This window comes from Roseburia porci, assembly GCF_009695765.1.
GTDB lineage: Bacteria > Bacillota > Clostridia > Lachnospirales > Lachnospiraceae > Roseburia > Roseburia porci.
This window is the reverse complement of the sequence record NZ_VUNI01000001.1, coordinates 224,873-246,063: the sequence shown is the minus strand read 5'-3', so window position 1 is coordinate 246,063 and position 21,191 is coordinate 224,873. Positions and strand designations below refer to the sequence as shown.

22 protein-coding genes are annotated in these 21,191 nt (G+C 41.8%); 4 read left to right on the top strand and 18 right to left on the bottom strand.

Going from position 1 to position 21,191, the window contains the following annotated elements:
* Window positions 1–3: 3 nt before the first annotated feature.
* From FYJ75_RS01260 to FYJ75_RS01235, 6 genes are all read right to left on the bottom strand, one after another.
* Window positions 4–1,863, bottom strand: a complete 1,860-nt coding sequence (locus FYJ75_RS01260) for a DUF2194 domain-containing protein (RefSeq protein WP_195838918.1) — start codon at window positions 1,861–1,863, stop codon at window positions 4–6.
* Between the two features lie 4 nt (window positions 1,864–1,867).
* Complete coding sequence (locus FYJ75_RS01255; protein ID WP_235906969.1) at window positions 1,868–4,198, bottom strand: hypothetical protein; 2,331 nt, start codon at window positions 4,196–4,198, stop codon at window positions 1,868–1,870.
* A gap of 25 nt (window positions 4,199–4,223) precedes the next feature.
* Window positions 4,224–5,129 carry a hypothetical protein gene (locus FYJ75_RS01250; protein ID WP_154428022.1) on the bottom strand — a complete coding sequence of 302 codons (906 nt, stop codon included), beginning with the start codon at window positions 5,127–5,129 and terminating at the stop codon, window positions 4,224–4,226.
* Window positions 5,126–7,303, bottom strand: coding sequence for an NAD-dependent epimerase/dehydratase family protein (locus tag FYJ75_RS01245; RefSeq protein WP_154428020.1), 2,178 nt, complete (start codon window positions 7,301–7,303; stop codon window positions 5,126–5,128). The genes FYJ75_RS01250 and FYJ75_RS01245 overlap by 4 nt, the downstream gene beginning before the upstream one ends.
* Complete coding sequence (locus FYJ75_RS01240) at window positions 7,300–7,578, bottom strand: PqqD family protein (RefSeq protein ID WP_154428018.1); 279 nt, start codon at window positions 7,576–7,578, stop codon at window positions 7,300–7,302. The genes FYJ75_RS01245 and FYJ75_RS01240 overlap by 4 nt, the downstream gene beginning before the upstream one ends.
* A gap of 69 nt (window positions 7,579–7,647) precedes the next feature.
* The gene (locus tag FYJ75_RS01235) at window positions 7,648–8,109 is read right to left on the bottom strand and encodes a S26 family signal peptidase (protein WP_328596811.1); all 462 of its coding nucleotides are present in this window, start codon (window positions 8,107–8,109) and stop codon (window positions 7,648–7,650) included.
* Between the two features lie 59 nt (window positions 8,110–8,168).
* Between FYJ75_RS01235 and FYJ75_RS01230 the strand changes: the two genes are divergently transcribed.
* Window positions 8,169–9,320, top strand: coding sequence for a PqqD family protein (locus FYJ75_RS01230; RefSeq protein WP_154428016.1), 1,152 nt, complete (start codon window positions 8,169–8,171; stop codon window positions 9,318–9,320).
* A 3-nt stretch (window positions 9,321–9,323) separates the two neighbouring features.
* Window positions 9,324–11,096, top strand: a complete 1,773-nt coding sequence (locus FYJ75_RS01225; RefSeq protein ID WP_154428014.1) for an ABC transporter ATP-binding protein — start codon at window positions 9,324–9,326, stop codon at window positions 11,094–11,096.
* A 72-nt stretch (window positions 11,097–11,168) separates the two neighbouring features.
* Here FYJ75_RS01225 and FYJ75_RS01220 read toward each other — a convergent pair whose 3' ends face one another.
* From FYJ75_RS01220 to FYJ75_RS01205, 4 genes are all read right to left on the bottom strand, one after another.
* Entirely contained in the window at window positions 11,169–11,534 is a 366-nt protein-coding gene (locus FYJ75_RS01220; protein WP_154428012.1) for a hypothetical protein, read from the bottom strand.
* A gap of 52 nt (window positions 11,535–11,586) precedes the next feature.
* Window positions 11,587–11,961, bottom strand: a complete 375-nt coding sequence (locus tag FYJ75_RS01215) for a hypothetical protein (RefSeq protein WP_154428010.1) — start codon at window positions 11,959–11,961, stop codon at window positions 11,587–11,589.
* A gap of 171 nt (window positions 11,962–12,132) precedes the next feature.
* The gene (locus FYJ75_RS01210) at window positions 12,133–13,206 is read right to left on the bottom strand and encodes a glycosyltransferase family 2 protein (RefSeq protein ID WP_154428008.1); all 1,074 of its coding nucleotides are present in this window, start codon (window positions 13,204–13,206) and stop codon (window positions 12,133–12,135) included.
* A 4-nt stretch (window positions 13,207–13,210) separates the two neighbouring features.
* A complete protein-coding gene (locus FYJ75_RS01205) occupies window positions 13,211–14,755 on the bottom strand; it encodes a lipopolysaccharide biosynthesis protein (RefSeq protein ID WP_328596810.1) in 1,545 nt (514 codons plus the stop codon).
* Between the two features lie 186 nt (window positions 14,756–14,941).
* Between FYJ75_RS01205 and FYJ75_RS01200 the strand changes: the two genes are divergently transcribed.
* On the top strand, window positions 14,942–15,790 hold the full coding sequence (locus FYJ75_RS01200) for a DegV family protein (RefSeq protein ID WP_154428006.1): 849 nt from the start codon (window positions 14,942–14,944) through the stop codon (window positions 15,788–15,790).
* A 250-nt stretch (window positions 15,791–16,040) separates the two neighbouring features.
* Here FYJ75_RS01200 and FYJ75_RS01195 read toward each other — a convergent pair whose 3' ends face one another.
* Complete coding sequence (locus FYJ75_RS01195; protein WP_154428004.1) at window positions 16,041–16,904, bottom strand: undecaprenyl-diphosphate phosphatase; 864 nt, start codon at window positions 16,902–16,904, stop codon at window positions 16,041–16,043.
* Window positions 16,905–17,063: 159 nt separating this feature from the next.
* Between FYJ75_RS01195 and FYJ75_RS14280 the strand changes: the two genes are divergently transcribed.
* A complete protein-coding gene (locus FYJ75_RS14280) occupies window positions 17,064–17,216 on the top strand; it encodes a hypothetical protein (protein ID WP_195838917.1) in 153 nt (50 codons plus the stop codon).
* A gap of 96 nt (window positions 17,217–17,312) precedes the next feature.
* Here the strand turns inward: FYJ75_RS14280 and FYJ75_RS01190 are convergent, their stop codons facing one another.
* From FYJ75_RS01190 to FYJ75_RS01160, 7 genes are all read right to left on the bottom strand, one after another.
* Window positions 17,313–18,230: an NAD(P)/FAD-dependent oxidoreductase gene (locus FYJ75_RS01190; protein ID WP_154428002.1), complete on the bottom strand. Its 918-nt coding sequence runs from the start codon at window positions 18,228–18,230 to the stop codon at window positions 17,313–17,315.
* A gap of 62 nt (window positions 18,231–18,292) precedes the next feature.
* Window positions 18,293–18,706, bottom strand: coding sequence for a M67 family metallopeptidase (locus FYJ75_RS01185; RefSeq protein WP_154428000.1), 414 nt, complete (start codon window positions 18,704–18,706; stop codon window positions 18,293–18,295).
* 8 nt (window positions 18,707–18,714) lie between these two features.
* The gene (gene thiF / locus FYJ75_RS01180) at window positions 18,715–19,521 is read right to left on the bottom strand and encodes a thiazole biosynthesis adenylyltransferase ThiF (RefSeq protein WP_328596809.1); all 807 of its coding nucleotides are present in this window, start codon (window positions 19,519–19,521) and stop codon (window positions 18,715–18,717) included.
* Window positions 19,521–19,730: a sulfur carrier protein ThiS gene (gene thiS, locus FYJ75_RS01175; RefSeq protein WP_154427998.1), complete on the bottom strand. Its 210-nt coding sequence runs from the start codon at window positions 19,728–19,730 to the stop codon at window positions 19,521–19,523. Before thiS ends, thiF begins: the two co-directional genes overlap by 1 nt.
* Before the next feature lie 12 nt (window positions 19,731–19,742).
* Window positions 19,743–20,060 (bottom strand): thioredoxin family protein, encoded by a 318-nt coding sequence (locus tag FYJ75_RS01170; protein ID WP_154427996.1) that lies wholly within the window; start codon window positions 20,058–20,060, stop codon window positions 19,743–19,745.
* A gap of 24 nt (window positions 20,061–20,084) precedes the next feature.
* Window positions 20,085–20,330, bottom strand: coding sequence for a sulfurtransferase TusA family protein (locus FYJ75_RS01165; RefSeq protein ID WP_154427994.1), 246 nt, complete (start codon window positions 20,328–20,330; stop codon window positions 20,085–20,087).
* Window positions 20,323–21,183: a 4Fe-4S binding protein gene (locus FYJ75_RS01160; protein WP_154427992.1), complete on the bottom strand. Its 861-nt coding sequence runs from the start codon at window positions 21,181–21,183 to the stop codon at window positions 20,323–20,325. Before FYJ75_RS01160 ends, FYJ75_RS01165 begins: the two co-directional genes overlap by 8 nt.
* Between the last annotated feature and the right edge of the window lie 8 nt (window positions 21,184–21,191).

The window sequence follows — 21,191 nt, the reverse complement described above, 5'->3', positions numbered from 1 at the left end:
TTCTCAGTTTTTTGTCTGATCGTCTGTATAATAATGCAGGCCCTGTTTCTTCATGTGGATTACAGCCTGTTCGCCAGTTGTCTCAATCAGATACGCTCCACTTTCAAGCTCTGTCCAGTTTCCGCCATCCATGCTGTCAATTTCTTCCCCATGTGTTCTCAAAATAAACCACCCTGTATCTTTCACACCGGAGACCTGAAGCGTAATATCATTCTCTGTTCTTGTATCAGAATAATTCATATTCAAAAGAGAGCGTGTTCTTTGATCACTTTCCGAAAGAGTCGTTGCGGAAAATGCCTCAAAAGGTTTCCAGAAAGTCAGCAGATTGCTTGAAAAACGTTCCTGCACGATCTCCCAGCTGTCCTCCTCATGTTCCGGCCACAAAATCTTCTGCATATTCAGCATGACATTGGTATATGCAAGAGCACTTTGAACGCTTCGCATCCGAAGATCATCACGATAGGTATAATCTACGCCATCGCTTGTCGCCATCTGCAAGGTAACTGCATCACTGCAATAAGACACAAGTGGCTGGTTCTTTGTATATTCGCAGGTTACTGTTCCTACGTCTGCGATCGGTGCCGTATCCTGGTTCGCCACCACATCCTCAATCTGCGCAGACTCTGCATAAGCTGCACCAAAACGATAATCGCACTTCTGTTTTGACCAGAATTTTTCATCTTTCGCAAGTTTATCCGCAAGCGAAATATCTGTCACCGAATTTAAAGCAAGCCCCGCTTCCGCATTAATTTCTTTCATCTGTTTCAGATAAAATACCAGTTGATTTTCCTGTGGATCGTTATCATCCGCATAATCCAGCTCCGGAGTCATAAAACAGGTGATTTTCATTTTACTCTGATCTGCAAGTGCAACAAATGCAGGCCAGATAATATCCCGCTCCGATACTGTGGCAGAACGGCTGTAATTTTTCTGCATCGCATCGTCATTTTCATTTGCAAATTCCGGGAAATCCACTACCGACAGATTCTGTGCGTTTACAACCGGATAAATATTATAAGAACTGATATCTGAAATCATTCCATCCAGAATGCCGATTGCCGTACAGTCCTTCATATAGTCGCCACAAACAGCAAATACAAATCCTTTCTGTGGGCTGTTTCTCCAGATCAGCGCCGGAAGTTCCTCATTCTCCAGAGTTCCGCCAAAATCCTTCATCTCTTGATCCTGAAATATCCCGGTCATATACACTTTTGTTCCAGTTCCAACCTGATACCATGGAACAGTCAGCTGCATATCCTGGCGCTCCATCTGTTCTTCCTTCGTGCTGGCTGCATAATCAGTCCCACCACCCAGAAGAAATTCTGGGAAAAGTCTTACCCCATAAAGTTCTGTCTCGTTTTCCCTGACTGTCTGTATCCCAAGAAAAGCCTTTAATCTGTCATTTTGTCCAATTGCCAGTGCATCATCAAGCGATCCAAATATGATCGTGGTACCCTGCTGTTCCCAGGATTCAATCCGGTCAAGGGCATCCCCGTCTGCCAGTTTCTCCGATTCCAATATGGCAATGGATGGGATTTTCCCCGGATTTTCCGGACAATCCATGACGTTTTGCATACAGATCAGATTACGCTTTGTATAACTGCACCAGCTGCTTACCTGCGAGTGCATCTCTCCGTCCGCAGTTCCCAAATACAATACATAATCCGGGCTTTCTTCCGTCAGTGAATCCATGCTCATTGTTTCCCCATTCCATGCATTGATCCCATCCGGCTGTTTTTGCGTATAATCTGTATTTACATCGTATTGGCTCTGACTGTCTCTTATCACCATAGAAAACTGAAAAAGAAACAAAAGCACACCCATAATAATCACAATGCTGACAAAATTTCTTTTTGAAACCATTTTCCTACTCCATCTGTTCATCTACGATCTGGTTATATCCATAATCAATTGCAAGATTGTATAAATGATACATATTCTGATCCAGTTTATAACATATGAACTGATCCGATTCATAATAAACCGACATTGCATCCGGATACAGTTTTTCAAATGCCTGTGCCCAGTAATACATTCGCGACATCAGAATCCATCGGTTTTCTCCCTGATACATTCCGATTCCTCCCACATTTGGAAGTGCCTGAAGCGCCCCGGCCTTTGAGATCGACTGTCCGCTTTTGACATAAGGAACTGCATAATTTAACGGCACCTTCTCTACAAAAAAATATACCGATGCAGTTGGTATCGTTATTGTGGTATCCTTTGTCAGATATTCCATCTGTCGCAGGAAACTGATCATCTCGGTATGGTATCCATGGTCGAGTCCCATCTGTGTCTCATCGTTCGCTGAAATAATCGTCCATGTATGATCCGCATTATCATGGATAATATTTGACAGACAGGTAATTGCTCCATTGGACACAAAGTCAGAACCAAATGTTTCGTTCTGCCGGATCACTCCATACTGATTCATGCCGATCAGAAGCGTTCCCGTCAGAAAAAGGGAAATCAGATTCCGTAACACATTCAGCCTGCGAAAACCAAGAAGAAAATAAATGCTTCCGTCTACGAATAAAACCGGAACTGCAATAAACAGATACACATAATAAATACTGCATCTTGCAGGGTCCATCAATACCGGAAGTCCGAGTTCTCCCGCATCCAGAAGTAAAGTCATGATCATCATGTATGCACTGACTGCAATTAACATCATGCCATAATCGGTTCTTCGTGTTACGCACAATGCCAGACCAAGCAAACCAACCACCACGATCCCCGTCAAGATCAAATATCCAAACGGAGTTTCTTTTCCGGGTAGTATAAACTGGATAATCCTTTCCGCCAGCTGCTCACCCACTCCGGTAATTTTTTGTTTCATGCTTTTCTTTGGAACTACCAGCTGTTCTTCTGTTGAAGTCTCTGTTTCTGTCACCTGTTCCTTATCGGCACTCTGTCTGTTTTCCTCTTCTGTACTTATCTCACCGCTTTCAGTCACAGCCTCAGTAATTTCACTGTTTTCAGCGATTTCGCTGTCCAGGGCATCTTCATTACTTGTTCCATGAATGACACTCATTCCCCATCCAAGAGAGCCCTGAAGCGGCGTTCCTGTTGCATAAGCAACTCCCATTGGAAGTACTGCAATCACAACACTGATAATTCCTGTCAGCATAATTTTCCCAAAATATTCTTTGCGTACAAAGCGAAAGAAAAAGCCAACCGCGATTCCTATACAACAAAGTCCGGCAACCATCGTTCCATAAAAATGGATTGCCAGCGTCAGCGAAAAACTCATTGCAAAGCATAACAGATTACGATCTCTCCAGATTTTCTTTCCTGCCAGCCTCTCCCTATGCGTTTGAAAAAAAGCAATTGCAAAAGAAACAGACGGAAGAACAAAAATCATTCCAAACTCCTGTGGCAGAGTCGCATAAAATCTGGAATAAGTCTGTAGTCCCCAGAAGTTTCCAAGTACATAAAAAAGTGTTCCCGCATACGGCAGATATGTTGTTTTACAACACAGCTTTAAAAAGGCAAGCAGTACAAAATGAATGCAGATCACCTGCACAAAAAAGAACTGGCACAAAAGCACATAAGTATCAAATCCAAATGCAGCATGCAGATAATACATCATGCAATGAAATCCAAATGGATAGACACCTGCCGAAAACATATTGCCACGGCTCATCTGATTGATCCAGGAAATATGCACCGGAATATCCGATGCTGCATATCCATAAGCAAGAATCAGCCCTCTTCCGTAAATCCAGAACAGGCTGAATACAATCACCACAACAAACATCCATTGTCCGGTTTTTTTTATCACTTTCTGATAGAAAATTCGACCGCCTTTACGGACGTATATCAGAATCTGATACAACATTCTGTGCCATATCATTTTTAAACCAAGCGTTCCTCTGCTGAGCCTCTTTGCTGCTACAAAGAATTCCCGTACTCTTTCACGTACCGGTATCCTGTTTATCTTACTCCAGGCTAGGAACGCCGGAATCACCGTTCCCACCCACAGCGTTGCCGGGTGAGAAATATGAAGCAATTGTAATACGAACACCAGATTAATCACGTAAAAATTTCCGGTAACATAACAGATTAAAAACTGCTCTGCAACGCGCAAACCTTTCAGCCATCTCCGGAAAACAATTGCCGGAGCCAGCACTGTCAGGCAGAAATATACTGCAAATATGCTTATAAAACGTATTATCACCAATGTTGTCATTGACATATCTGCCTGTCCTCCTGTTTCTTAATTACATAAATGTTCGAATCATTTCCAATGTTTCGTTATCAATTACAATATTTGATTGTCTAAGCGCCTCCATTACATGAAAAAATGATTTCTTATCATTCATTGAAAAATATAATTTTAATTCACACGTATAACTTGCCAGCACCCCCGGATACATTTCCATTGCTCTGCTGCACCACTTTTTGCATGTTTCATAATCTGGTATTTCTAACAGTCGAAGCGATATCATCTCAAAAATATCACTGCTAATCCTTTGTTTATATGCTTCATACAGAATCTCACCCAGATTTTCCATCTGATACACCATGGATTTCTGTTCCATCCCTGTAAAAACGCCCTGCTCTAAAAATAGATTCATATATTCGATCAGATCCAGACAATGATCAGCCTGGTTTTCATTCTTTTCCATGCATTCCTGATAGGATTTCTGGACATGCACCCTGAAATCATTTAATGCATCCTGTAAAACAGATGCTGCATAATGCGCTGTCTCAGAATCTTCCCCATCTAATGCAAGTGAGATCGATCCTAAAAGGTTCTGATGTCCGCCCTTGACCACGTTGAGCATCAGATTGCGTAGGTTATCTTTATCGGTAACCGCAAGTGCTTCCTCGATCGATACCATATTACGTTCCGTATCCTCATCCGGATGCAATACCGTCTGTACTCTGTCTTTACTGAAAACGACATCCTCGAGATCCATTTCCTGTGACATAAAAAGACGGTAAAACACATATGCTCCAATCAGAAAAAGCGGTCCCGCTACCGGGCAGACCAACATAACAATCGTTTTCATCCAGGTACTGAACCGATTCCTTTTCCGGCAACAGCATAATACAAAATAAAGAACTACTATGATCAGATTCAGAATCAATAAAATGAAAAATATACTTTTATGTCCTGTCATACGTCTATATTCTCCACAATCTCATTCTGATATCCAAGTTCTTCCAAGCGGCTTCCTACAATCAGAGCTTCCTCCTTCTTCGTATTTGCAAGCAGAATATAAAGACCTCCATCCGGAAGGACTCCAAGATAATCCGAATTGCGCAGTTTTTTCCCAAGTATCTGTGCTGCATGGCTGTAGTCATCTTCCGCTGTCTGTATCTTAAGAAGTGTACACTCTGCCAGATCTCTGTTTTGGGCACGCACATACGCCTTAACCAAAGAAGAAAATGCCTCCGGCTCCAGGATTCCGGTGTCTTCCATATACCGTTTTTCCTCAAGTGCATTCATATAACGGTTTGCTCGAAGAACCGCATTCTGAATCAGATAGCTGACAACTGACAGAAAATTAGCCTGTCCAAGCGTCATGCGATCCCAGGTCAGTCCCCAGATCATTATGATCATTTTCATTTCATCATTTTCATAAATGGCATTTGCCATAAGCGGATATGCCTGATCCATTGTTTTATTGATGTATACCTTATGCTCTTTCAGACTTTCATACATCGATCCCATTTCTCTGTATCGAATGGAATTTCCCAGTGATCTTGCCTTCTCCGATGCTGCGGAGAACATTCTTGCATAGTCCCCGTTTACCACATTGTAAATAGCAACATCCCGCGTATTTAAAAGTTCTGTAAGCATTTCAACGGCATAGAATAAAACCTCCTCCGACATATACTGATCCAGCTTAGACGTAATATTATAGATCTTACCAATGCTGTCCTTCTGATTAATCACCTGCTGTTCCAAAACATCCTTAACTCTGACATTGCTGCCATTGATATCTTTGATCCCGCGGATCTGTCTCGACAGATGTTCCTCCAGCTCCGCACTCTCCATACGGATCGACCGGATCTGATCCCTCATATATCCCACTACAAGTCCCAGGATGAAAAGCTGTGCCATCCAGACGTAAGTATTATAATCGATAATGACAGCAAATCCTGTACGATTATACATCTGCCGGAATAAATATCCTGCCACCGATAAAATTGCAGAAAATGTAGCCTGCTGCTGTCCATAGACGATTGCAAACAGGAGTACATACAAAAGATACGGATCCAGACTCGAAAAATATGCACTGTCTGTCACACGGTTATTGATCATAAAAAACGGAATAAAGCAGATCACATTCTCAGCAAACGGAATCAGGGCTTTTAACAGCCACTGCCATTTGTGCCACAGCCTCTTCCACCATGGAAGTCTGATCTTCTCATTATACGCGAACGCTTCCCGGTTCTTCTTCATATACGCCGTAATCTTTCGAATAGTATCTTCCAGACTGCCAAATGTGCTGATTCCATATTCCTCTTCAAACCTTCTGCCGTCCAATATACATTTATATTCTTTTTCAGAATTATTCACAATACTAATAGAATCATCCATATACTTCTGGATCATCTGGGCAACTTCCAGTTCTGTCACAGATTCCCCGGATGAAAGATGATATAATGAATATTTATGCGTTTTCTTTTTGGCGGTCTGATATATAAATTCTACGGCATCTCTTTCGTTGAGCAAAGAAAAGCGGTGTCCTCCATTTACACGGATCACTCCGTCCTGCAATGCCCGAAGACACATATCCGAACAAAAATCATGTACGTCACTGCTCTCTCTTGGAATCGTATACATATGATCTAACCTTAAAACCATAACATCCAGATTCCAGCCTTTGCGGAAATTATCGCAGACCTGCTCCGCCTGAGCCAGCATCACTGCTTTCGGATTCTTTGCCTGCACAGCCACATCTTCCGTAACTGGCAGATCATAATTGCCATCAAAGACCTCATCCGAGGAAAGTACAATAAACCTGCCCTTTGCAATTTTTGCATAGGCTACCAGAAGACTGATCAGGCTCGATGTATAACGCGCAGTCTCCCGTTCTACCTCTTTCCATCGAAAATTCGTGTCAAACGCACCCATAAAAATTGTTACGTCCGGATTGACACTTTCCATGATCTCACTGAGTTCTTCGCAATCATATGTAAAATTATATTTTTCAAAAACTCTCTCATATTTAGTCTGTTTGTATTTTTCACCTGTCAATAAAAAAACCCGGTGTCCCTCTTTGCGAAATTTCAAAATCAAATCGTCAATCAGAACACCAGCCCCACCAATCAATAGGATATTCATAGCATTACCCCTTGCTGCTTCAACTGTTCTATAAAATCATCCATATCCTGCCGGACTGATTCTGTTGGAACCTCATATTTTCCGGCAATTTCCGCTGTTGCTTCTTCCTTTGACTTTCCATCTGATAACATTGTCCAGATCTCTGCTGCTGCTTCATTAAGCTGAATCGGCCTTCGATATGGAATCCCTGTCTGTTCCATATCTAAAAGCCAGTATGCACCTGCAGCTTTACGTAATTGAAAACGTTTCTGTACCGATTGTACTGTCTTATCCATAAAGTCTTCCTTTATCCAAGTTTCACGTAATTTCAATTATAATTATTTTGCGAATAAAAGTAAACTAATCTATTCTCCATTTTTCCTTAATAGTTTACGTATGGTTTTTCCAATGACCGGGCGAAAAATCCGAAGTCTAAGCCATATTCTGCTGGTAATCCGGTAGATGGGTGCTGACACTGGGACATATTTCCCATTTCGCACCATTCCAACAAGGATTCCCTTTACCTGTTCCTCCCGGATTGGTCCCTCAATCTCAGTCTGATTATCCCCGACCATATATATTCCGGTCTTGTCATGCCGATACACCCTGTGAAGAACTAGGATGCTCCCCGTTCTCCGGTAAAGGATCACATCTCCTCTTTTTACCTTATGCGGATCCACACTTTCAATAACCACTTCATCTCTCCCTGGAACCAAAAACGGATACATACTATATCCCTGTGGCCGGATCTGTATTGCCTTATTTTCCCTGAGGAGTTTCTCAATATCTACGCCTGTGTTTTTCATGCGTTCATTGTAGCATTTCACCCCTCAAAATGCTATAATCATTTATTAGAAACGAAAATTACGCAAACGAGGTTTTTACGATGAAACAGGCAAAAGGCTATATTTTAAAAGACATCTGCGGTGTCCCATACATCCTGCCTTATGGGCAGAACATTGCTGACCGGAAAAGAGGCGTACGTCTGAATGAAAGCGGTGAATTTTTATGGAATTCCCTTGCATCTCCTATAAGCCGGGAAACGCTTCTTTCGAACTTTGCCTCCCACTATCAGGCCAGACCACAGATGCTTCCTGATCTCGAAAATGATCTGGATCAGTTCCTGCAAACCTTATCTGCACTTGGCATGATTGATTTCTGTGAAGAACATGAATATCTGATCGGCGGGATTCGTCTGTGTCTTTTAGGTCATCCTGACTGTATTCCGGAAGAGTTTCTTCCATTTACGCAGTCTGCTCCAGCCCACGATACCGTTTTAAAACTCACAATCGAACTTCTGCCGGCCGCAGACTCTGTATATCATCCGGTCAATACACAAAACAACCATCTTTTGCTGGAAAATGCTGAGCTGACCATTCATCAGGTAACCAATGGATTTCTTTTCCATTTTCCAACTATGACACATTTAAAACACGGTTTTCTATCCCTGGATGGTACACATGCCAAACTCTTTTATGAGCTGCCTTATGAAGCACTTCTTCGAGAAGAACTTTTCCATGCCATTCGCTTTCTTTATCTCTATCTTGCAGAAAAAAACGACATATATGCAATTCATTCTGCATCCATTCTGTATAAAGGAAAAGCCTGGCTGTTTTCAGGGCCTTCCGGAACAGGCAAATCCACTCACACCAATCTGTGGAAAACGCTGTATCAGACACCGGTATTAAATGGTGATCTGAATCTTCTTGCATTTGAAAACGGTACGCCTGTGATCCATGGTCTCCCGTGGTGTGGAACTTCCGGAATCTCTGATATCCACACATATCCTCTTGGGGGTATCCTGTTGCTGCGTCAGGATAAAACCGATTTTATCGAAGATTTGTCCATGGATGAAAAAGCGCTTCTTCTTATGCAGCGCCTCATTTCTCCAATATGGAACGAACAGCAGCTCGACTGCTGTCTTCGTTTTTCCGAAAAACTTATGCGCAAATGTTATGTTGCCCGACTTCACTGTACAAAGGAGGACTCTGCTGCCCGTACCATGAAACATGCGATCGATGAGCAGCTGAACAACTAGACTATGCTTGAAACACTGAAAAAAATTCATATCCGAATCAAAGAAGGCATGTTAAAAGACATGCTGCTTCAGACAAAATGGATTTACCAATACGCCAGACGTTACTGGCTTGCAATGATCTTTTATACGGTACTCGGTCTCTTTGGAACCGTTGTCGGACTTGGCAGCAGTCTTGTCTCCCGTGATCTTGTCGACATCATCACCGGACATCAGACCGGCCGTCTGCTTCAGACCTTCTGCGCAATGGTTGGTCTTGCCGTAGGCAATATCATCATCAGCCAGATTACCAACTATGCTTCCAACTGGATCAGTTTGAAAGTAGATGCTGAGATCAAATCTGATATTTTTTCCAAAATGCTTGTTACGGACTGGGAATCGATCGCCAATTATCACACCGGTGACCTGCTGACACGCTGGAGTTCCGATGCCTCCAACATTTCAAACGGAATCTTAAGCTGGATTCCAAACCTGATCATCAATGTTTTTAAATTTATCAGTGCTTTTGCTGTTGTCTGCTATAATGACATCACCTTTGCGATCTTTTCATTCATAGGTATTCCGGTTTCTCTTCTGATGTCCAAAACCTTAATGAACCGCATGGTGAGTAACAACCAGAGAAGTGCTGCCATGAATGCCAAAATGTCCGGATTCAACCAGGAATCTTTCTCCAATATCCAGACGATCAAAGCATTTGATGCAATTTCTTATTACATAAAACGTCTGAAAAATCTGCAAAAAGATTATATATCCATGCGACTGGACTTCCAGCGGATGTCTATGGTAACCTCTGTCATCATGTCGCTGGTCGGTCTTTTAGTATCCTATAGTTCCTACGGATGGGGAATCTACCGTGTCTGGACCGGTGCGATCAGTTACGGAACCATGACACTTTTCCTTTCGTTGTCCGGAACATTAACAGGAGCACTCAATTCACTGATCTCCATGGTGCCTTCCGCAATCAATCTTACAACCTCTGCCGGAAGACTTATGGATATCCTCGAAATGCCACAGGAAGACTACTCATTGGATGACGCTTATTCCGAATTTCAAAAAACATATCAGTCCAATGGAATCAGCCTGGAGCTTTCCGATATCAGCTACTCTTATCAAAACAGTACAACTGTTTTTGAGCATGCCAGCCTGGAAGCACATCCTCATGAAATCATTGCACTTGTCGGGCCTTCCGGTGAAGGAAAGACCACAATGCTCCGTCTGATCCTTGCTCTTCTCTGTCCACAATCCGGAAACGGAACCGTGTCCTCTGAAGATTCCGATGGCATTCATAAGCTTCCTCTGACTGCTTCCGCGCGAAAGCTCTTCTCCTATGTTCCACAGGGTAACACCATGACTTCCGGAACGATTGCCGAAAACCTTCGCATGGTCAAACCGGAGGCAACCGATGATGAGATCATATCTGCATTAAAAGCTGCCTGTGCATGGGACTTTGTAAAACTTCTGCCAGATGGCATCTACAGCGAGGTCCGAGAACGTGGAGGAGGTTTTTCCGAGGGACAGGCTCAGCGATTATCCATCGCCCGTGCCCTGCTCCGGCACTCCCCAATTCTGCTTCTGGATGAGGCGACATCTGCACTTGACGTTGCCACGGAGCGTGCCGTACTAAAAAATATCATGAAAGACGATTATCCAAGAACCTGTATCGTTACCACACACCGTCCAACCGTTCTTGGCATGTGCAAACGCGTCTATGCCATCCGCGAAAAACAATGCGTCATACTCAGCGCTGAAGAGATTGAACAGCTGGTTCGGGATTTCTAATTCATTTTGTTATTTTGCATAGAAAAATGCCTCAGCAGTAATGCTTATCACTGCTGAGGCATTTTTAATTCTTTACGAAATAGAAATATCATGAGTAATACAGTTAATCTGAAAATCCATGTAATTGGTCCATGCTTTAAAATTAATAGTCAAAGTATCACCATTTAACGTGCATGATCCACCATTAAAAGCAAATGCTGAAGTTGCAGAGCCGGAAACTTTCAAATCTACGCGAAATTCATTCTCGACACCACTTTGTGGTAAATCAGAAAAAACAATTTGAAACTGTTCATATAAATTATAAGCATCTCCTGCATATTTCTGGATAACAGTATAATTCTTTGCATTCTCTGAATCTGTTCCTGTACCACTTGCCATATACACGCCTTCTGGCATGTCTGCATTCTCTATGATCATTGGTTTCAAGTATTTATTCATACATATAACTCTCTTTCTAAATGCTTTCGCCAATTAAGTAATACTATCTTCATTAATCAGTAATACTAACACCGGTTATAGCTAATCCTGGTTCTGATGTTACAACTACATCTCCCAACCCAATATTATCAGTCGGGTTCTGATGATATGTATAATTAATAACAAGTGTTGTGCCAGTTTCTGCACTTGCTAATGTTCCATTTGAACTACTATATGTAACATTCTGATTGAATGACAAGGTAAGCGTCTGTGCCTCTTTGGTATGATCCGCACTATGTTTACCATTTACCTGAATACGGTAATCTCCACGCCCAGCCTCTGGTGTTTGATGGATATATGCTGTCGTCGTATAACACCCACTCGCCATATATACTCCCTCAGAAATATTATCATTTACCGTTACTATAGGTTTTGTATAGTTTTTCATATTCCCTTCTCCTTTCACTTGCTGCAAATTATATACATCTCCTACTATTATTTATATTCATTTTTCTTTTGTTATTTATCTGTATACATTATATCTTTTTTTTGTATCACATGTCAATTTTTAATAATAAACTTTGCAATTTTCCAGCAATATTTCTTTCATTTCCGTCTATTATTCCCTCAACCCGGTATCAGATAATCGCTCATCAATTCTCCAGTCAATCAGTAACTTAATTCCCAAAGAAAGAAGTCCGAACATGTGCCATGTCATTCCAACCGAAAATCCACGCATCATAAGCTTCCAGAAACTGCTGCTTATATCCGAATAACTTCGGCCAAATGCAAGCATTCGAAAGCATTCTTTCCCCAAAGATTCTTTCGCATAGTGCTCCAACAGTTGTTTTACCGCCTTTAATGATTTCTGATGCTCGGTATATTCCATTTTGGCATCGAAAAATGCAGCAAAAAACAGAATATACGCTTCTAAATTTTTACTTCTATAATCTTGTTTATATTTTTGTGTCCAGTCATCCAGATCATGTGCAATCTGCAGCCAGCACTTCCAGGAATCTTTTTTATAGCGGAACGAAACAGAATCATCATTTTTTCTGTAAATATACCCGCATTCCTGGACAAATGTATACTCTGCACCTGCAATATAGCACTCTAAATTATACATTTTATCTTCTGCATATTCATAATTTCCAAACCGGATCTGGTTTTGCTCCAAAAAAGATCTCCGATACAATTTCCCCCAAACATAAGAAAGTGTTCCTACAGAGAAAAATCCCTGAAACCGGAAATCTTCGGTATTACGGTCTTTCTGCGAAAATTCCTTATGGTCAGTTGCCGGAAGCAGACGGGTCTTCCATAGTCTTTGATAATTACATACTGCAATATCTGCATCTTCTGACTCTATTGCACACACAAAACGCTCCAGCACCTTAGAATCCGGTAGATAATCATCCGCATCTACATAGAGAATATAGTCCCCATCTGCATTCTGATACCCTTTGTTTCTTGCGTTTCCTGCTCTGGGATTTTCCTCCGTCAGAACACGGATTCTGCTATATTTCCGGGCAAACTGCTGGCAGATCTCAAGACTCAGATCTTTTGATCCATTGTCTACAAGAAGCAGTTCCCACTCCACATCCTGTTGCTTCACAATACTTTCGATTGCTTCACACAGATATTTTTCAGCATTATATACCGGCATAATAATAGAGACTTTTCTCGTCTGTTCCATTCTTTTACCCCATAACTCTCTGTTTTATTTTCTGAAATATATTCTGGATCAATCTGAAAAACTCTTTGCATTCCGGCGTGGTCCGGTAAACAAACCAAAGCATCAGGTTTGGTATAACAAGGCAGATTCCAAGCCGGAAAATAAGAGTTTCCATCGCACTTCCTGCCCACAGATGACAAATATAATCGGTTCCCCACCATATAGCAGCCATGACGATAAGATTCCATCCATATTTCTTAAAAAACAAAAGTGGAGAGCATGCAAACCGATGTTTATAGATCACATACGGCTCCACCCATGCAGATGTAAATAGCGTACTGCAGAATGTTCCAATAAATACTCCTGCAATTCCAAGTTTTAACACCAGTACAATGGATATCACAAGATTCAGCACTGCTTCTACAACTGCCTTATAACGATCATACCAGAACAGACCTAACGATTCTTTGTAAATGATACCTGCTCTTCTTGTTCCGTTCAGGAAAAAATTGATACACAGAATCAATACTATCTGTGATTCAAACAGATAATTTCTGCCAAATGCGATTGCAACAAAAGGATTTAAAAGTTCATACAGACAGATCGCAGAGAATCCAAACAGCCACTGTCCGATAAAAAAGAGTATCTCAAATATTTTTCTTACCTTTTCTTTATCCTCTGTCACACCAAGATTTCCAACACTTGCCGCCACGCCCTGCATCGCCTGCTCTAAGACCTGGCGCACGGATCCGATCACCAGAAAATAATTCGAATAAATGCCCGCACTGATCACTCCTACAAACCCGGAAATCAGAAGATTGTCTGTATTATTCACGACAACATTGCTGATCTTATGCATAAGCATGGCCTTTACATTTCGTCCAATCTCCCGCTTTTCATCTGCCGGGAGCTGATCTTTACATGATTCTTTCAGATAAGGGAAAAGCTGATCTGCTTTTCTTGACATCACAACATTTGCACAAAATGTGCACAAAACTGCTGCGATCAGAAACAAAATAAAGTTACCGGTCGTAAGCAGGATCACAATCTGACAAATGTCCTGTATCACAAGAAAACCATTGTGGTTCAATACCGTAAGATAATTCATCTGATGGGCATCGACCAGCGTTTTTTTATAAATCAAAAGATAAGAAACTACGGAATTCAAAAGATAAAGCAGATAGATCAAGAGCAGATGATCCACGTCCGGTCTGTTTTTCATAAGAAGATCCAGCCACGGAATCAAAAGAAGCCCGGCTCCAAGCACAATGGCAGCCGTGATCCTGTAAAACGTCCGAAACATCCTCATTAAGATCTGCTGTTTTCGGATGTCATTTCTCGCGATCGGATCATACAGCGCAAATGTGATGGCCGTTCCCACGCCAAGTTCTGACAGGGAAAGAATGTTCAGTATATCTGTAAAAAGACCATTGATGCCGACGTATCCTTCACTTAGCGTTCTGGTAAAAACAACTCTGGTAAAAAAACCCATCAATATTGCCAGAGCCTGTGCAATCATTGCAATGGAAGTATTCATTATTGAATATTCTGTTCTTGTTCTCTGTTTCACTTTGTCCTGTCCTTCCATTTCAAATGATTACTATTGCTCTTTTTATTATATTTTCTTTCTCACTGCTCGTCAACATTCCCCCCTGTCCCAAAATAGTTTGATTATCAAAATATCTTGACAAACAGGTTCCATTCCGTTATATTGTATTTTGTTTGATAGTCAAAGTATTTTTATTGGAGGAACATTATGAGCGTACGAATCGTTGTAGATTCTGCATCTGATCTTACGAAAGAACGCGCGGATGCAATGAATCTTGATTATATGCCGTTAAAAACTATTTTCGGTGAGGAAGAATATCTGGATGGAGTTACACTCTCCCATAAAGAATTCTATGAAAAATTGATTGAATGCGGAACTATCCCTACAACCAGTCAGGTTTCCCCTCATGATTTTGAAACCAAATTCAAGGAGATCAAAGAAGCCGGAGATACTGCAGTTGTCATCTGTCTGTCTTCTCTTCTTTCCGGAACTTACCAGAGTGCACATATTGCCCTGGATGGTTATGAAGACTGCATCACCCTTGTGGACAGTCTGAATGTCTGCCTTGGAGAACAGATTCTCATATTATATGCGGTTCAGTTACGCGATCAGGGATTTTCTGCTGAAGAAATTGCAGCGAAATTAGATGAAAAAAAACAGGAGGTCTGTGTTCTTGCGGTATTTGATACTTTGGAATACTTAAAACAGGGAGGACGTATCTCCCGCACTGCTGCCTGGGCTGGAAATGTACTTTCCATCAAACCGGTCATCGCGATTGAAAAAGGTGAAGTTGTGTTCCTTGGCAAAGCCCGTGGTTCTAAAAGCGGGAACAACATTCTGATCCAGGAAGTAAAAAATAAAGGCGGCATTGATTTTAACATGCCGTATATGTTAGGTTACAGTGGTCTGGATGACACACTGCTTCAAAAGTACATAAAGGACAGCGCAGATCTCTGGGCTGATCATGCTTCCACGCTTCCAATCAGTACAATTGGAAGTACCATCGGAACGCATGCAGGCCCTGGCGCTATCTGTGTGTCCTTTTTCCATAAATAATTCGTTTGGTTTTTCTTACTTCAAGCCGGCATCCATACTGTCAGAGTGAAACCCCTCTAAATTTCTGTGGTATCTGTAACCAGTTTTCAGACACGCAGTAATCTCTTCACTTCTGACGATCAGGTCTGGTATGTCAGCGAGATCCACCTTTATACGAGCAGACGTTCTCATGAACTTGTACTCGTATATTCTGACAGACAAGGGAGAGCAGATATCCTGCTCTCCCTTGTTTTGCCTTCTCAGACTCTGTTTATTTGATCAGTCCTGCAAATCCACAGGCTAATACAATTGCGCCAAGCACGATGCGGTACCAGCCAAATACTTTAAAATCATGTTTCTTGATGTAACCCATCAGGAATTTGATTACAATAAGCGAAACAACAAATGCAACAATCATTCCAACTAAAAGAATCGTTGCTTCTATCGTTGTAAAGTGCAGACCAAACTTTAAGATTTTCAAAAGACTTGCACCGAACATAACCGGAACCGCAAGGTAAAAGGTATATTCTGCTGCCGCTTTTCTGGAAACTCCAAGAAGCAGTGCACCTACAATGGTAGCACCGGAACGTGATGTTCCCGGAAAGATTGCTGCGATCAGCTGAAACATACCAATCCAGAATGCAAGGGCATATGTAATATCCTTTGCTTCGGTAACCGCTGGTTTCTGATGTTTATTATGATTCTCAATCACAATAAATGCGACACCAAAAATAATCAGCATAATCGATACGACACGGTAATTGTAAAAAAGTTCCTCAAACAAATCGTCAAATAAAACACCTACAATCGCTGCCGGAATTGTAGATACCAGAATATGAAACCATAATTTAAAAATATCCGTTTTGATCCATGCCCCTGCGCCATGTTGTGCCAAAGGTTCTGCATTGTTCTGTCGTCCAAATGGCCAGATATCGTTCCAGAACAAAACAACAACGGCAAGAATCGCTCCAAGCTGGATCACAACCTGAAACATACTGTAGAACTCCTTGGATACATCCAGCTTCACAATATCATTCAACAGGATCATATGTCCTGTACTGCTGATTGGAAGCCATTCTGTAATTCCCTCTACGATTCCAAACAGAATCGCTTTTAAAATCTCAATAATCTCCATGATAGTACTCTCTTTCTTAGTTTTGTGTCTTTCCCATTATATGATTTTCATAATAAAATAGCAATCCCCGGTCCATTCTTCTCTCGCCAAAATATCTGGAATCTGATATAATAGATACAATACATGATACGTATATATTCAGCAAGGAGGTTTTCATAAATGGAAGAGAAAGCATATAAAACCATGGGATCTGCCGGTGCCGCTAATCTGGTACTTGGTATCTGCATTCTGATCGGAGGAATTGCATCCGGAATACTTCTGATTGTAAACGGTGCAAGACTTTTAAAAAACAGGACGGATCTTACTTTCTAGTATATCAGACTGCCCCCAGACAATGCAGCGACTGTGAATCGATAACAGCAAAAAGGGAAACCGGATAACACACCGGTTTCCCTTTTCTTATTCCATTTAACGATCCTGTTCGATCGATGCCACCGCATTGGCACCATCTGAAACAGCAGTGATGATCTGCCGTAATGATTTTGTTCTCACATCTCCGGCAACATAAATTCCTTTTGCACTGGTACGGCAATCCTCTGTGGCTTTGACATAGCCTCTCTCATCCATTTCTGCGATTCCTTTCAGGATTTCACTCTGCGGTTCCATTCCGATTGCAATAAATACTCCCGAAACTTCAAGCTTTCTTTCTTCCCTGCTCTGATTATTCTGAAGTACGATATACTCTACAGTCTCTGTTCCACCAATCTCCCGGATCTCGTAAAACGGAAGAAACTCAATATTCGTCGTATTTTTTACCTTTTCCTGTAATGTTTTTGCAGCCCGGAATTCATCTCTGCGGTGAACCAGATAAATTTTTTCACAAACTCCGGAAAGATACAATGCATCCTCGAGCGCAACATCTCCGCCACCTGCAACAGCGACTGTTTTTCCTGCGAAAAATGCTCCATCGCATGTCGCACAATAGGACACACCTGCTCCGGCAAACGCCTCTTCGCCCTTTGCCCCCAGCTTTTTATGGGTTGCTCCGGTTGCAAGAAGTACCGCCTTTGCCTCAATCGTATCTCCGTTTTCGAGCTTTATCTCTTTATATGCACCGCAATCTGTGATTGTTTCTGCACCGGTCTCAAGAAATGGAACCTGAAGTGCATCCGCATGTTCCTTAAATTTCTCTGCCAGTTCATAGCCACCGATTCCGTATAATCCCAGATAATTATCTACGCGTTCCGTTGTAACGATCTGACCGCCACCGATCATCTCCCGTTCCAGAACGACCTCATCCAGCATGGCTCGTTTTCCATAAACTGCTGCTGCCAGTCCTGCCGGTCCACTTCCAATAATTACAAGATCCTTATACTTTTTATCCATCTTATTCCAATTCCTATTCTTAAATATTCGACTGCTTCTCCATTACAGATACAGAAAAATAATTATTCAATCACAAGTTCTTCTTTGCTGACGTTTTTCTCCGCATCGATCACAAACGCATTGAGTACTGGATTCTCCATGTCCATCAGAGATAAGATCAGATAATTGATCTTTGGATCAAACGCAAGTCTTTTATCCTCTTCTGAAGGTCTTGATGGAGATTCCGGATGCGAATGAAAATTGCCAAGAAGCTGATATCCGTTCGCACGCATATCCTTTACCGCTGCAAACTGCTCTTTCGGATCCATTGAAAAATGCTCATTGCTTGCATCGATATTAGTCAGAAGATACACCTTCTCGATTGTTTTCACATCGCCCTCTTTGGTTCCGCCAAGCAGACCACAGGACTCATTTGGAAGACCTTCTTTACAAAATTCCAGGATTTTTGTGTAATCCTCTTTTTTCATTTTCAGCATGCCAAAACCTACTTTCCATCACATTCGATCTGTTCATAGTCAATCAGTTCTGTAATTGTCGGATGATCTCCGCAGACTGCACAGCCACCGTTTGCCTTTGGAAGTTTTACCGTATGGAATTCCATCTTCAAAGCATCAAATGTCAGTAATTTTCCAGTCAGAAGATCGCCAACACCGATCAGATATTTAATTGCCTCCATTGCCTGAAGACTTCCGATTACGCCGCCCATCGCACCGATTACACCGGCCTGTTTGCAGGTCGGAACTGCATCCTTTGGTGGTGGATTTTTGAATACACAACGGTAGCATGGTCCTTCTCCCGGAACATAGGTCATAAGCTGTCCCTTGAAACGGATAATTCCTGCATGGGAAAATGGTTTTTTCGCCATGACACATGCATCGTTGATCAGGAATTTTGCCGGGAAATTATCAGTTCCATCAATGATAAAATCATAATCCTTGATCAGATCCATAATATTTTCGGATGTTACAAATTCACGGTATGTATTTACCGTTACATCCGGGTTCATTGCATTCATGGTTTCTTTTGCAGATTTTACTTTTGCTTTTCCTACATCTGCGGTTCCATGAATGATCTGACGCTGTAAATTGGAAAGATCTACTTCATCCGCATCAACGATACCGATTGTTCCGACACCGGCTGCTGCAAGATACATTGCAGCTGGAGCGCCAAGTCCGCCTGCACCAATGATCAGAACTTTACCGTTTAATAATTTTTTCTGTCCTTTCACGCCAACTTCCTGCAAAATAATATGTCTGGAGTAGCGTTCCATCTGTTCATTTGTAAATGCCACTAGAACTGTCCTCCTCCCATGAAATACAGGAACTCGATTGTATCATTCTCTTTGATCTCTGTTGTCTCGAATGCATCCCTGTCTACAAACTCATCGTTTACTGTTACTGTAACGTACTGTGGATTATCTACATTTTCATCTACGATCAGCTTTGCGACTGTCGTCTTTTCTGCGATATCCTTCTTTTCTCCTGCAATTGTTACAACCATTTTTCTTTCCTCCTAAATGAAATTCTTTACAACATTTTCCAACTCCGGTCTTTTTACCAGACCACGGATTCGCTCCACTTCTTTCCCTTCTTTGAAAAAAAGAATTGTCGGAGAAGCCATCACTTTATATTCTGCCGCAAGATCTGCGTCAAAATTCACATTTACTTTAACAACTTTGATTTTATCCTCGTAGTCATCTTCAATTCCTCCCAGAATCGGGGATAACTGTTTGCAAGGAATACAGCTGTCCGAATAGAATTCAACCAGCACCGGAAGTGCGGCGCTTAATACTTCTGTTTGAAATTCTTCACCACTTACACGTTTTGCCATCTTACACCTCCTGACACCTTATCTCTAATCTTCTAACTTTTTCACGATCAGATCATAGGTTCCGTTCTCGTTGTCGATCAGCTTTAAAATCTGCTGACCTTCCTCCTTGAAGCTGCGTGGTACGTTCTGTACCGGTTCTCCATCATTCATGGTAACCGCAAGGATCTGGCCTACTTCAAGTTCTTCCATGGCAACTTTTGCCTTTACAAATGTCATCGGGCAGACAACATCTGTAATGTCTACTCTTTCATCGATTTCAAAATCAGCCATCATATGCCTCCTTTAATACTTCTTTAAATTTATCTATTCCAACCCTCTCAAGCGTAAACTGGAAACGCTCACTTGGGTTTGCATTATCATCGAAAAACTGGATCGCCGCATCCGTTACACGAAACAGCTGTTCCTCGGATGTAATAACCGGAAGCAGTTGTTCTCCACGGTGAATATGATTACCAAATAATCCTCCAAAAGATACCAGATATCCGCTTTCGCCTTTCCATGCTTCTGTCGGACAGGATTTCACACAACGTCCGCAGTAATTACATTTTGTGGTATCTAATGTCAGCTTGCCATCCTGGATCGTAATTGCATCTTCACGGCAGGCTTTTGCACAGACTCCACACATAATGCAGCTGGATTCTTCGTATTCCGGAATACATGCTCCTTTAATTCCGACATCATTCTCTTCTGCTTTTAAGCAGTTATTCTGGCATCCTGTAACACCAAATTTGAATTTATGAGGAAGTTCTCTTGCATAGTATCTTTCATCCAGTGCCTGTGCGATACGATAGGAATCAATATTTCCACTTGGGCAGATCTGATTTCCCTGGCATGCTGTTATCGTACGAACACGTGGTCCGCACACACCAGGTTTACATCCGCCTTTTGCAAGTTCTTCCTTTACTTCGTCAATATCTGCCAGTTTAATAAACGGAATCTCGACACTCTGTCTTGATGTCAGATGCACATATCCGTCTCCGTATTTTTCTGCCACCTCTGCAATTTTTGTAAGATTTTCTGCGGTAAGATTACCACCAACGACCTGCAGACGAAGCGAAAAGTTATTTTTCTGCTTCTGTCTCATGAAGCCACCCTTTTTCAATGTTGCATAATCAACTGCCATAGTTTTCC